This is a genomic window from Coleofasciculus chthonoplastes PCC 7420 (genome assembly GCF_000155555.1).
In the GTDB taxonomy this organism is placed as follows: domain Bacteria; phylum Cyanobacteriota; class Cyanobacteriia; order Cyanobacteriales; family Coleofasciculaceae; genus Coleofasciculus; species Coleofasciculus chthonoplastes_A.
Genome location: NZ_DS989851.1, coordinates 44965 through 58352, shown reverse-complemented (window position 1 = coordinate 58352; position 13388 = coordinate 44965). Strand labels below are relative to the sequence as shown.

The 13388-nt window shown below is 46.0% G+C and carries 12 protein-coding genes and 1 pseudogene; 8 read left to right on the top strand and 5 right to left on the bottom strand.

The features are described from left to right. Positions 1 to 65: 65 nt before the first annotated feature. A complete protein-coding gene (locus tag MC7420_RS16160; protein ID WP_006101691.1) occupies positions 66 to 347 on the bottom strand; it encodes a DUF1830 domain-containing protein in 282 nt (93 codons plus the stop codon). A 303-nt stretch (positions 348 to 650) separates the two neighbouring features. Between MC7420_RS16160 and MC7420_RS16155 the strand changes: the two genes are divergently transcribed. Both MC7420_RS16155 and MC7420_RS16150 read left to right on the top strand, forming a co-directional pair. Continuing rightward, positions 651 to 1067, top strand: coding sequence for a PAS domain-containing protein (locus MC7420_RS16155; RefSeq protein ID WP_006101689.1), 417 nt, complete (start codon positions 651 to 653; stop codon positions 1065 to 1067). A gap of 299 nt (positions 1068 to 1366) precedes the next feature. After that, positions 1367 to 2938 (top strand): sensor histidine kinase, encoded by a 1572-nt coding sequence (locus MC7420_RS16150; protein WP_006101644.1) that lies wholly within the window; start codon positions 1367 to 1369, stop codon positions 2936 to 2938. A 212-nt stretch (positions 2939 to 3150) separates the two neighbouring features. Here MC7420_RS16150 and MC7420_RS16145 read toward each other — a convergent pair whose 3' ends face one another. After that, positions 3151 to 3753, bottom strand: a complete 603-nt coding sequence (locus tag MC7420_RS16145; RefSeq protein ID WP_269546299.1) for a molybdenum cofactor guanylyltransferase — start codon at positions 3751 to 3753, stop codon at positions 3151 to 3153. A 446-nt stretch (positions 3754 to 4199) separates the two neighbouring features. Beyond that, entirely contained in the window at positions 4200 to 5294 is a 1095-nt protein-coding gene (locus MC7420_RS16140) for a RuBisCO accumulation factor 1 (protein WP_006101795.1), read from the bottom strand. 217 nt (positions 5295 to 5511) lie between these two features. Between MC7420_RS16140 and MC7420_RS16135 the strand changes: the two genes are divergently transcribed. The 5 genes from MC7420_RS16135 to MC7420_RS16115 all read left to right on the top strand — a co-directional run bounded on the left by MC7420_RS16135 (position 5512) and on the right by MC7420_RS16115 (position 10390). Further along, positions 5512 to 6453, top strand: a complete 942-nt coding sequence (locus tag MC7420_RS16135) for a response regulator (protein WP_006101702.1) — start codon at positions 5512 to 5514, stop codon at positions 6451 to 6453. Next, a complete protein-coding gene (locus MC7420_RS16130) occupies positions 6450 to 6656 on the top strand; it encodes a hypothetical protein (protein ID WP_006101726.1) in 207 nt (68 codons plus the stop codon). The genes MC7420_RS16135 and MC7420_RS16130 overlap by 4 nt, the downstream gene beginning before the upstream one ends. After that, positions 6646 to 7353 (top strand): bifunctional demethylmenaquinone methyltransferase/2-methoxy-6-polyprenyl-1,4-benzoquinol methylase UbiE, encoded by a 708-nt coding sequence (gene ubiE, locus MC7420_RS16125; protein ID WP_006101621.1) that lies wholly within the window; start codon positions 6646 to 6648, stop codon positions 7351 to 7353. The genes MC7420_RS16130 and ubiE overlap by 11 nt, the downstream gene beginning before the upstream one ends. A 264-nt stretch (positions 7354 to 7617) precedes the next feature. Beyond that, positions 7618 to 8853, top strand: coding sequence for a DUF445 domain-containing protein (locus tag MC7420_RS16120; RefSeq protein ID WP_044207749.1), 1236 nt, complete (start codon positions 7618 to 7620; stop codon positions 8851 to 8853). Positions 8854 to 8974: 121 nt separating this feature from the next. Then, on the top strand, positions 8975 to 10390 hold the full coding sequence (locus tag MC7420_RS16115; RefSeq protein ID WP_044207653.1) for a DUF2079 domain-containing protein: 1416 nt from the start codon (positions 8975 to 8977) through the stop codon (positions 10388 to 10390). A 123-nt stretch (positions 10391 to 10513) separates the two neighbouring features. Here MC7420_RS16115 and MC7420_RS16110 read toward each other — a convergent pair whose 3' ends face one another. Further along, positions 10514 to 11350 carry a retropepsin-like aspartic protease family protein gene (locus MC7420_RS16110; RefSeq protein ID WP_157453196.1) on the bottom strand — a complete coding sequence of 279 codons (837 nt, stop codon included), beginning with the start codon at positions 11348 to 11350 and terminating at the stop codon, positions 10514 to 10516. A gap of 164 nt (positions 11351 to 11514) precedes the next feature. Next, positions 11515 to 12048 carry a retropepsin-like aspartic protease family protein gene (locus MC7420_RS16105; protein ID WP_006101645.1) on the bottom strand — a complete coding sequence of 178 codons (534 nt, stop codon included), beginning with the start codon at positions 12046 to 12048 and terminating at the stop codon, positions 11515 to 11517. 481 nt (positions 12049 to 12529) lie between these two features. Here MC7420_RS16105 and MC7420_RS16100 point away from each other — a divergent pair. Continuing rightward, positions 12530 to 13388, top strand: a pseudogene (locus tag MC7420_RS16100) (cache domain-containing protein); the annotation flags it as partial.

Sequence of the window (13388 nt, the reverse complement as noted above, 5' to 3'; positions counted from 1 at the left end):
CTGATCGTCTTGTTTAGGATTAGGGTTTACTGAGGCAATCACACAAAAAAATACTTGACAAAGAATCATGCTTCGAGTTTTACTAGCAATTTTTGACAATTAACTAGAGAAGAAACCGCTTCATTAACCATAATCTCTAAGTTAGATTCAGAGTCAGCTTCAAACAGGCAACGTTCACCGGGAAAAATAACCCGTTGCCAATTAGTATGGGATTGATTCACAAGCCGGATAACCTGAACCTGGCTGGTGTGATTGATATAACAGCAGAGACTTGGGTGATTATTAGATGTACTTTGGCTGGGTTGAGAGACGGAAGTTGTTTGACGAGAAGTGGTTTGAGAATTCATATCTATCTGTAAATAGAGAGTGAGTAGCTATGAGTCAGACGAGAGGTTGCTCATCCTAGCCGGATAGGGGTCGAGCTGGGATGACAGTAGATCTCGGTTCTTATGTCTTATCAGTCGGGATGACGCTCAAACCTTGAACTTTACTGACATCTAGCAGCATATCAATTCCCACTAGACTCTTACGTCTGTCTAAAGATGGGGACTTATATGAAGTTGCTTTGTTACGCTGAACACAGACGTATTTGCAGGGCAAAATCAATTAATCCTTCCCAAACACGGCATAAGACACCGGAAAACCTATCTATGGGGGAATATTTACACAAGAAAATGAGTGCGGGGACGTTTAACCGTGACTTGAAGCGGTTTATGCAGCAACTTGAGGCATTACAAGGACGCTTAGATCGGCTTTACCACTGTGTCAATGCTGCAAACGACCAATCCCACCTACTACCCTCAGCCTTTAAAGAACTCGGTATTGCTTCAGAAGAACTGCAAGTGGCAATAGAGGAACTTCTAGCACAGGCGGAGGAATCGGCAGCAATGCAACTAGAATTAGCGGCTGAACGCCAGCGTTATCAACACCTATTCCAGTTTTTGCCCCATGCTTACCTAGAAACGGATACCAACGGGAAAATTATAGAAGCCAATCAAGCTGCTGCCAACCTACTGAATGTATCGCAGCAGTTTTTAGTCGGTAAACCCCTAGTGCAGCGGGCATAAAAATACTTGAGCAGCTTCGTAGATACGATGAAGCAGGGGGAGCAGAGGGAGCAGGGGAAGCGGGGGGAGATATTAGCTGTTCAGTTATTTCTGCCTTCTTGCACTAGATATCTATTTGATTAAGCCCTCAACTAAAGTTGGGGCTAAAAGCTAAAACCCGTTGAAACGGGTTCAAAGAGTTAAGCTAAAATTGTGGAAGAGATTTTACCATTGAATCGGGCGCAAGTCTTTGCGCCCCTACGGTTTCCGGGCGTAATTCTAATTCATCAAATTGGGTGTGCCACGCCACTACTTATACAATGTTTCAAGCTACTCGTCGCCGTCTGGCACTTTGGTATACAACAGTTACGGCTGTCTTATTATTACTATTCGCGACAGGGGTTTACTTGTACGTCCGCAGCACCTTAATTGAACGGGTAGACGATACCTTAAAGCATGTGGTGGAAGTTGTCGATCGCTCTCTAGTGATTCAGCCCAGTGAGGGAACGGTTACTCCTTATCAGATTAACGTAGAAGCCAGTTTTCGCGATAATACCCAAGCCGTGGAAGATGACCACATTGACTTAGAATGGTTTAGTCCCACGGGTGAGTTGCTGTGGTCAACCCTATCAGAACCCCTGGATATTCCCCTGCATCCCCGACAAACAGCCGAAACTGTCCATCTATCCCCGGATCACCTGTTGCGTCAGTTCACCAAGCGAGTCGAACTGGGACGCTATGTTTTAGGCTATTTACGGGTGAGTCATCCCTGGTTTGAAGTCACCAAACCCATCCGCCAGTTAATCGTCGATTTAACGGTGGGAACAACGCTAATGATTCTCTCCACCGCCGCGATTGGTTGGTTACTCTCAGAACTCGCCATGAAACCCGTGCGCGACTCCTACCAACGGTTAAAACAGTTTACTGCTGATGCTTCCCATGAGTTAAGAAATCCCATCGCCACGATTCAAACCAACGTGCAAGTGGCGCTAGCCGATCCCGATATGGAACCGCAATGGCAACGCCATCAACTTAAGGTAGTAGAACGATTAACCCAGCGCTTGGGACGATTGGTGAATGATTTGCTATTTTTGGCGCGGATTGATAGTGGTATGGTACAACCCGAATGGCAACCTGTCCCCCTAGATGCGTTGCTGATGGAAGTGATTGAAGAACAACAGTTAATTGCCGATCAAAAAGGTATTTTTCTGTCGCTGCATTTGCCAGAAATTCCGGATTTCGATTTAAAATCTAACGATACGAGTGCTGAATTATCCGTTGATTCTACCTCGGAATCAGACGCACGCGATCGCACCGTTCGTAGTGAGCGCTTTAGCGCTTCCGCCCCCCGCTCCCCCCTATACCCCTTAGATGACGAAGCATTTACCGTTCGTAGTGAGCGCTTTAGCGCTTCCCATCCCCCCCTACAATCCTTAGATGACGAGGTGTTTACCCTTCTGGGCGACTGGAATCAATTAGCGCGTTTATTCACCAATCTTGTCAGTAATGCAGTGCAATATACGCCACCGAAAACGGACAAAGACGAGGAAGGATGGGTACAAGTAAAACTTGAATTGGTTAAGCGTCCTAGTAAAGGTGGACGACAGGGTTCCTCCTGGATTCAAGTTCAAGTTCGCGACAATGGTATTGGGATTCCTGAAACCGCATTACCACTGATATTTGATCGCTTCTATCGCATCGATCCTGCCAGAACTAAAGATGCGGCGGCAGGTTCTGGATTAGGGTTAGCGATCGCTAAAGCCATTGTAGACAATCATCACGGTCAGATTCACATAGCCAGCACACTGAATCAAGGTACTACAGTAACGGTTAGTTTACCCATCAGTCCGCTTGATTCCCCCAAACGACTGTATGTCGGTGTTAAGGATTAATGAATAAGTAGTGTACTGAGGTGAAAAGAATAGAACTAAGAAAAAGGGGAGAACAGTAGGAAGTTGAGGTTACTTGAGCTTTATGAGTACAGCAGAAAAATTGATATGTAGATACTTAGTGGATGGTTTGGATATCAACTAAATACGTATAAATACTGAATACCCTATCGTGGCAGTCGCTGCGACCCTTATCTCAGGCAGCCCGACAGATGCTAATTGATCACTTTCAAGTCTTCTGGGGTATTACAGTTAAATAAAACCTGGCGATCGCGAACTGGAAGTTCCTGGACAGGATGCTGCGCCAGCCATTTTTGAAAGGATCGTCCTCCCTGATTAATATAATCGATTAATTGGGGTAAACATTGGCGTCGGTAAAAACCACATAGAGGTTCCCATCCTTTGGGACTTCGGGGGAGTACAGCCATCACCTCTTTGGGAGCATTTGTTAACTGACTACCCCAATTGTGCAAAACCTCAACTTGAAGTTGGGGCAAGTCACAGGCAAGTAAAAGCACCCAATCCCGTTTCACTTGAGTTAATCCTTGAGCAAATGCGACCAAAGGACCATGGGATTGAGCCTCTCCCAAAAGCAGCATTTCTTGGATGAGATGGCAATTTTTCGGTAGAATATCTCGATATCGTTCGGGCCAAGGCGTGACCACAAAAACTTCACGAGTACATTTAAGGGCAATGGTACAAACCTGTCTCAGTAACGGCATACCTTGAATAGGAATCAAGGCTTTGTCCTGACCCATGCGAGAACTTTGTCCACCCGCTAAAACCATCGCTGAGAAAGAAACATGGGAATCCGTCAGCACAGCAGACAGTTCATCGGCTAAATGCAGCCGTCCTCGCCGTACCGCCCGCAGTAGGCGATCGATAACGCATTTCTCGTCTGTACTGAGATCTTCGCCTAAAATCGCTGCCATCAGTCCATAGCGGTCAGCTTTCGTCATGTAACCAGAACTGGTGGCTTGGGCAAAGAGTTCCGAGAGAGCGCCCGGAAGAAGAATAGGTGATTGCATAGACAGCTACCGCGCAACATCGCTCAAGTCAAGTTATGTTAATTTTCCTCAAATTTTACAAACAGAAAGTGATAACCCTCCGGCAGCCCTGTGATACCGATCACTTCGAGGGGAAGCTGGGGAAGCAATGTAGAGACGTGCCATGGCACGTCTGGGAGCGGGGGAAGCGGGGGGAGCTGACAGGTGTAGGTTTTTTATTTTATGGTTGGGACAAGACAAGGAGGACAAGGAATGACTTATTCGTCGATTTGCCACAGATCCTGACTCAACGGTTCATCGAGAATTTGCTTGGGACGTAACACCAGAATTAGCTGTCCCAGTAAGGGTATATCGGGTTGTTCCGAAAACCACTGGATCGCTAATGTCCCCGATTGATCAACCATATAATAATTATCGGCATCCCACTCTGGTGTTTTGCGGTCAACAATTAGCAACACCGCTTCTGATTTTTGATTCTCTTGCTTAGGAAGCTGAGTAATATTACCTAAAATTGCCAAAGGCTCTTGTGCCTTGGCGACGATTTGCCAACCGGGAATGGCGACAATCTGTTGCTGATGGGCAGAATCAACAATCTGAAACGCCCCCTTTGTCTTCACCGTCTCCACTTGCTGAAACTCAGCAGTCGTTACCGGAAACTCACCCGCCAATGGGATCAGTCGCGGTAATTGTTCACTCGCTTCCACGCGATAGAGGGGAAAACGGGGCGCTCGACGGCGGTTCCCTCCCAAGGGTTCTGTGAGTAATTGCTCAATTTCTTGACGCGACGATTGGCTATGAGCAAACATTAACCCTCGTGCGACTAAGCGCGATCGCTCTTGTAAATTCTGCTGTTGTTGGGCAAGTTTCCAGTATTGGTAAGCTACGGCATCACCTGGGTGATCCGAAAATCCTTCCGGTAGGCTACGGCGACGCGACAACTCTTTCATCGCTTTTGCCACCTCACGGGCACCATCTGCATCCAGATTTCTGGCAACAATAAACTCAGCGGCGGCGGCTCGTTCTGGTTGGGTGAGAATCCGCAACTCATAGAGGATATCACTCCCCGTCCGATCAAAGCGCGATCGCACCGCTTCTGATACGCCAGCTTTGACTAACGTTTCGTATACCTGAGATGCTACAATGACTTGATTCTGTTGGATTGGCTCAAACCCCGTTTGTTCAAAAACGGCTTGGGAACTATAGCCAGCACTTTGGAGTTGTTGACACGCTTGCCCCCACTCTACCCAGTTACGTTCTTTGCGCCTGAGCAACTGAATTAGTGCATCAGCATCTACTGTCTCTGAGTTAGCTTGAGGATTATGGTGAGGATTTCCAGGTGATATTTCAGTCATAATGGGAAGAAAAGCTTGCCGTATTTTTTGAGTTATCAGATGTCTAAAATTTCTCGTGATTAAATAGTAATAGATTTAAGCAAAAACTAGCTAGGGTTAGATAAAAAGCTTAAGGTTAAGACAGTTTACATCTATTGGGCAACAGGAAAGACCAAAATAGCCTTACCCTTGTGGCTCGCCAGTTCAAACTTACTCGCTTGGAGTTTGTTGTAGTGTTATGGACAAGGTGAACCCTAATTTTGATAATATCACTCGTCAGTTCATGAGTTTGGAGCGATCGCAAAAACCGAAAATGCTTGTGGTGGATGATGAACCCGATAACTTGGATCTCCTCTACCGCACCTTCCGCCGTCACTTTAGCGTATTCAGGGCTGAAAGTGGCGCTCAAGCCCTCTCGATCCTTTCCAATGAGGGAGAAGTCGCTGTGATTATTTCTGATCAGCGGATGCCAGAAATGAAAGGAACGGAGTTTTTGAGCAAAACCGTCCCCCAGTTTCCGGATACCATGCGGATTATCTTAACCGGATTTACGGATGTGGAAGACTTAGTAGAAGCCATTAATGCCGGACAAGTCTATCGCTATATTACCAAGCCCTGGGACCCAAACGAACTCAAAACAGTTGTAGAACGGGCAGTTCAAACCTACGAACTCCTGAAGCAACGCACCGAGGAGTTGCAGCGAGCTCATGCTCAAATGGCACTCATGGAAACCCTGGTGCAAGTGGCTCAAGAGTCAGAAAGCCTAGAAACCAGCTTGCCCCAAATCGCCCAAGTATTTAGCGACAGCTTTGGCACAGACACCTGTATCCTGCAACTGGTAGAAGACGATCATTTGATAGATGTAAAAGGTACATACAGCCAAGATGAATCCCTTGTCAACCCCCTAGAATCAGATCCCCTCTTGCCAGACGCGATCGCTAATCGCCAACTACAAGTCTGGATTAACCCCCCGGGCGCAACTCCCCAAGACGCCACAGAGTATTACCAGAAAATTGGCATTAAAGCCCACCTGCTGATTCCAATTGTCCACCGCAGCGAACTCCTAGCTCTACTTTCCCTCCAATGGCAACAACAGGCGCGTAAACTGAGTGAAGATGAGCTAAAACTGATTCACCTATCCGCCCAGCAGGTTGGTTTAGCGATCGCAACCAGTCGTTGAGTGTTAAATCTGTAGGGGCGGGTTTAGGGATTTCTGTGAGTGTTAAATCTGTAGGGGCGGGTTTAGGAATTTCTGTGAGTGTTAAATCTGTAGGGGCGGGTTTAGGGATTTCTGTGGCGCGGTTGATGATAAAGTTTATTCAAAACCCGCCCTCATCTCCCCCAGCTTCCCCCATTCCCTATTCCCGAACCAATGACAAATGACCATTCCCCATCAGAAATTCGCCATTTATTCGATCGCATCGCCCCAGTTTACGACCAACTCAACCAGTGGTTAAGTTTAGGTCAACATCGGATCTGGAAAAAGATGGCGGTGAAGTGGTGCGACTTAGAGCCAGGTGAGATTGGGTTAGATTTATGCTGTGGGAGTGGCGATTTAGCCGAACTGCTAGCACGAGAGGTAGGCAAAACGGGTCAAGTGTATGGGGTGGATTTTTCGCCTCGGCTACTCGCGATCGCAAAAGCTAGGGCAACTTATCATTATCCTCCCTTAACCCTTCACTGGATTGAAGCCGATGCTCTCGATTTACCCTTCCAGGATAATTTTTTCCACGGTGCCACCATGGGGTATGGTTTGCGGAATGTTACCGATATTCCCGGTTGTTTGCGAGAACTGTACCGAGTCCTCAAACCGGGGGCAAAGGCGGCTATCCTAGACTTTCATCGTCCTCAACACGCCCCCTTACGTCAGTTTCAGCAATGGTATCTCGACACAATCGTCGTACCCCGTGCCAAATCCTTAGGCTTAGAGCAAGAATATGCCTACATCACTCCCAGCTTAGAGCGATTTCCCAACGGAAAACAGCAAGTTGAACTTGCCCACCATGCGGGATTTAGCCAAGCTACTCACTATCCCATCGCTGGAGGAATGATGGGCGTTTTGGTTGTCAGGAAACCGTAGCATCTTGACGGGGTGGGTAAACGACTTGAGGAATTGGCAAGGTGTGGGGTGTTGGGTGTCGTTTAGCTTTTTTACAAAATAGCGAAGGTGCAGGCTCCCTCGTGACCCTTCACTTCGTTCGAGGGCGTGTTTATCCGAGGGATGAAACGCCCCTTGAACCGTAGAGCCTACAATGGGGATCAGGGATGGGGGATTATAAAATGCAAAAGTCAACCCTTTCCACCAATCCTGGATTGTCCATTCTGTATTACGTCGGTTGCTGTTTTGAATTTATCGAACCTGTGGCTGCTATTCTTACCTCCAATCGCGGGGGGAATTATTGGCTATTTCACTAATGATTTAGCAATTAAAATGCTATTCCGTCCCTACCGCCCCATCTACATTGGCAAGCGGCGGTTACCGTTTACACCCGGTTTAATTCCCGATAACCAGGAACGGTTAGCGAAACGGGTATCCGATACCATCATGGGTTCTTTGTTAACCCCGTCGGAGATGCAACGACTAGCACGGCGTCTACTGCATCGGGAACGGGTGCGTGGGGCAATTCTGTGGATGCTCAATCTGACGTTGCAACAAGTCCAGTTAGATAAGGAACAGAAAACAGCGAAGATTCTTGCGGCTATCCTCCACGACTTATTAGGAGAATCATTGCCCCGTTTACTCAAAGTTTTAGCCCGTCGCGAGAATTTTTTAGAAGCCCAGCTTAACCAAATTTTTGACCAAATTTTGCTGGAGTTTCAACTGAATGAGCAACAAGCGCAACAGCTTTCCCAGTGGATTTTGCAAGTGGCATTACCGCCAGATGTGCTGCGTCAAGGGATTATTGATTTTTTAACCGATCGCAATATCCAAATCATTGATGAAGGGTTTCGCGAGAAGACAAGCGGCACCTATTGGATTGTCGCCAATTTATTTGGACTACGCAATACTCTCACCCGTTTGCGAACTTATTGCTTAGATGAGAAAGAGGAAACTAATGCGCGTCTAAAAGAATTACTGACCGCCTTGGGTGCCCGTGAACGGCTACAGATATGGCTGCAAACTCTATCCCTACAAAATTTGCCTGTGTCTACGGTGCGACAGTTACGCAAAACCATGCGAGATGCAGTACGTACTTATATCCGAGAGCAGGGCGGTGAATTTTTGCAAGGTTTAAGTCAATCCATTGATTGGGAAAAGGTCGCGGTATTAATTTTAAACCGATTGCGAGAGTCGGCGATTATGAGCAGCTCAATGGAATTAATTAGTCAAGAACTGGCATTAATTTTGGAGCGTTATCTGGAAGAAGATTTAGAAAAATTGGTGACGCAGGTTATTCCCATTTTATCGATTGATCAGCTCATTGTAGAGCGGGTAAGAGGTACATCACCGGAATCCTTAGAAGTTGCCGTTAAAGTGATTGTCAAAAATGAATTACAAGCGATTGTTAATTTAGGCGGGATTTTGGGTGTAGTGATCGGTTTATTTCAGACTGGGTTAATCCTATTTCGGGGATTTTGAGTTGGGGAAAGCGGGAAGTAGAGATATCGGGGCGGGTTTTACCGCTAAGTCCGATAACTTGACGAAACCTGCCCTTCTAGGGGAATAGTGGTGAGGTAAATTTTAACTCCCTGCAAGTAGTATGGCAACAAGTCGGTCTCTTAATACGGTTAGGTCTGCGATCGCGGTAAGTGCTTTAATACTATTGATATGTAGCAGCTTACGACACGCCCTATTTCAATCCACTGCTTTTGATTTGGGCTATTTTGACCAAGCGACTTACCTTATTAGCCAGGGACAAACCCCCATTGTTTCCTTCTGGGGTTATCATTTTATGGGCGGTCATGCGGATTGGATTCTCTATGGACTCGCCTTGCTGTACAAAATCCATCCCGATGTCCATTGGTTGTTTGCGGTGCAAGCCATTGCGTTAGCTGTCGGTGCTTTACCCACCTTTTATCTCGCCCGTCAAGCAGGGTTAAAGGAGTCCCAAGCAACAGCAATGGCAATTGTCTATCTGCTGTATCCATTAATTTTTAATCTCAATCTATTTGATTTCCATGCCGAAGTTATCGCTTTACCCGCTTTTTTAGGCGCAGTTTTGGCGGCGCGGCTGAATCGTAAGATTTGGTTTTGTGGGGCAATTGTTTTGATTTTGGCGTGTCGGGATGCTTTATCTCTGACGGTAGCCGCCATGGGGTTTTGGTTGTTAGTTTTTGAGAAAAAACGGTGGTTTGGTGGGATGGCGTTAGCGGCAGGAATTGCCTGGTTTTTGATTGCCACTCAAGTGATTATTCCCTCCTTTAGACCCAATGGTGTTGAAGCAGTCGGGCGCTATGCTTTCTTAGGAGACTCGGTTCTAGAAATCGCCAAAAATCTGCTTCTTAAACCGGGGTTAGTATTGGGAAGAATTTTTACCTTGCCTAACCTAGAATATTTGGCTTTGCTGTTCTCACCTCTGATTTGGGGACTTTCAGCCCAGCATCTAATCCCTTTAGTTGGTGCAGTTCCTACTTTGATAATAAACTTAATCACTGACTACCAACTTCAAAAAGATTTAATTCATCAGTACTCTTTGCCAGCACTGCCCTTTCTCTTATTAGCCGTCATTTCTACATTAGCCGCCGGAAAGGGATGGTTCCGCCACCCGCGAAGCATGATTATCTGGTCATTGGTTGCGTTTTTAGCGTTAGCCAAATTTGGTTATTTTTGGTCGAGATATTTGGAATCTATTGATACTTGGCAAGCGACAAGGGAAGCCATTGCTCAAATTCAAACTAAAGGTGGGGTTTTAGTTCCTGCCCAAGTTGCTCCCCATTTAACCCACCGCCCTGTGGTTAAGTTGGTAACCGTCGGTGCGGAAACGACTGAGTTAGGGGAATTTGATTATGTACTATTGAATCAGCGTCATCCGGGTTGGGGAAGTAGTCCAGAGGTGGTTAATCAATTGTTAGAACGGTTACAAAATACACCTAAGTTTCAATTAAGTTATCAGCAGGATGAAGTTTATTTGTTTACCCAGAGGTTAATTAGGAATTCTGGAAATGAATCGAGATGAATTTGGCATAAATCATAGACGTGCCATGGCATATCTGTAGGGGCGGGTTTAGGAACTAAAGTCAGCTTCTCAGACATAAATGAACAACAAAACCCGCCCTGATTAAATCATCAGGATAAAAAATTATGAGCGTTTGCGAAATTCAATCACACTATCTTTGATGGTGATGTCATAGCCGTCAAAAAAGTCATGTCCCAAGAGTCCAACAGGCATAGCTGGCGGTGCGATCGCGACTTCAAGATCTCGTTTCAGGCGACCATCGCTTTCTATGGATTCCAGGATCGTAACTGGCATTTGTACAACCGCACCATCGGCTACACTCATCTGACTAAACCCAACCGGTTTTAAGTTTAGTGAGGACGCGATCGTTTGGGTGATTAGCGTATTCGTCGCTCCGGTATCAAACAGCATATCAAATTCCCGTTGACCATTAAAGGTAACTTCGATAATGGGAATACCCCGAACTTTTCCTTTAATCGGTATTGAGAAAAACTGGGGACTACTATCCCCTTGTTTCGGTTTCGGCGGTGGCGGTGTGGATCGCTGTTTGGCATCCGCCAGCAGGTTTTGGTATTGAGATAACTTCTGTTGGGCGGTTGAGTGATGCTGACTGGAAGCGGGTACAGCTTTTAGTAACTCAATGGCTTCTTGCCAACGATTCGCCACTAAATTCCAATCCTCTCGACTCACCGCTGATTGACTAATCGTAACCGCACTTGTCGCCACATCAATGGCTTCTTCGTAGGTGTCTGATTGAGGGGGTGACGGTGGTTGGGGTTTTGCGGCTTGTGGTTTGGGCGAGGGAGAAGCGGAAGGGGTGGAAACCGGACTGGCGGCTTGCGTCGGAGTAGGACTTGCAACCGTATCCGCCTCACTATTACTACATGCACTGTTGAGTAGGGTTAAGGTGCTGAATAAAGCGATCCAAACACGACGACTCCAGAAAGATTGCCACATCATTGGTAATTTGTCCTTTGTCCTTTGTCATTGGTCATTAATCATTGGTCATTGGTCATTTAATAAATAATTATCGCACTTGATGGGGGCGGGTTTTGAATCAACGTTACGATCAACAGCGAAACACAAGTCCCTAAACCCGCCCCTACTTGGCTCAACATTTCTCCCTACCGATATCTAAGTTCGATCACATTTTCCTTAATCGTCACATCATAGACACCAAAAAATCCTTGTCCTAATAGTCCGATATCAAGGTGTTGATTAATCGTCACCTCCGGATTCGTGACTTCAATACCGCCGACGGCGACAGAATTGACGCGACCTCGCGGAACTTCGACTTTGCCACCCGCCGTGGAGGTGATAACGACGCCTTCGGGTGCAACGTTTAAAACTTGTGCCATTGGAGGGGTAATGGCAATTCCAGACGCCCCTGTATCGAAGAGCATTTCAAAACGGCTGTTGCCATTAAATTGGACATCAACGACCGGAATTCCGGACACTCGGCGTTTAATGGGAACTTGAATCACTGAGGGTGTACTGTTACCACTACCACAAAGGTGACCCAGATCAATGACATTGCCGTTGCTGTCTTCTAGGTAGCAGGGCAAATCACTCTGGGAATGGGAGATACTGGTAGATGAGATAATTCCTGCGATCGCGAGGAATACAGGTAAGACTTGGCGGGATAAATAGCGTTTCATGATGATCTTGCGCCCAGTTCGGCAACAATCGTTGTCATTCGTCCAATTTTCTATTTCTTAATTTAACCCAAAACAGGGGGACACGTCCTCTGTTCAGCTCATCGTAGGGGTTGTCAGGGAACAGAGAACAGGGAACGGGGAACGGACAATACGTAATTGATTCGTCTTAGCTGACCCATCTTTTAGCGATGATGAGAGTGAAATAGATTGAACCGATTACTCATCCGGATATCTGCTCAAGATGATGTAGATATTAATAAAATTTCATGAGCCTTCGTTGTTGCAAAATTGTTGTTAAATAAACATCAGAATCTTATTCAGTCGATTAAAAACTTGGGGAGTCTTGCAAAATTCAAAATAAAATCTATGCGAACAATTGGGAAAAATCTCCCCTGCGCCCCTCCACCCCTGCTCCCTGGCTTCCCGCATCCCATCTCATCAACGTTAGAACTGTCTGTATTCAACCTTCACCCACTCTAAAATGGCTTTTCCTCTCTTTTCCGGGCAACAATCTATCACACGGCGAACCCTGGTTAATGTAGCCTTAAGGATTGCTGGAGTTATTGTTGTATTAACGACGTGGAGTTATTTTCACACCTTGTCATTTTTTGAATCTGAGGCATTGGAACGGGTCAAAAAATATGTATATGAACGAGGTGAACGGGAAAGCATTCTCTTCTCTATCGCTGTAGATAATCATACGCTTCTCAAACAAGAATTAATAAAAAACCTCAAAGAACCCAATTATAATTCCTACACTAAGTTCAATCAACTCTTTGTCGAATGGTCTGATGGTGTAATTCGCAATCGACCAAAAGATCAGCCTCCGGAAAAGTTCGACACCCTTGAGCAGGCGGGGGTTTATATCGATGAAAACTTAGTCATTGATGCAGAGGTTCGACAGCGAGTTCTTGCCTTTTACAACCTAACCACAACCTATGGCTCAGTTTGGCATCATCGTTTTATCAATACCTACATTACTAGCCCCGACAATATTATCGCTATCTATTGGCCCGGGACGCCCTGGGTGCAACGAGCTTCGACTGAACTTAATCTACAAAACGAGAAAAAAGCCTATGGTGCTAAAACCCAAACCAATGCAGAGTCAAATACGGTATGGACAGGACTTTACTACGATCCGCAGGCTCAAGATTGGATTGTCTCTGTGAAAACACCTGTTAATTTAGACGGTGAACATATTGCCACAATTGGACATGATTTGACTCTGAATCAACTGATGGATCGCATGATTCAGGATCAGACTGAGGGCGGTTATAATATTCTTTTTAGCGGGGATGGTCATCTCATTGTTCATCCCGATAAAATTGATGAAATTAAAC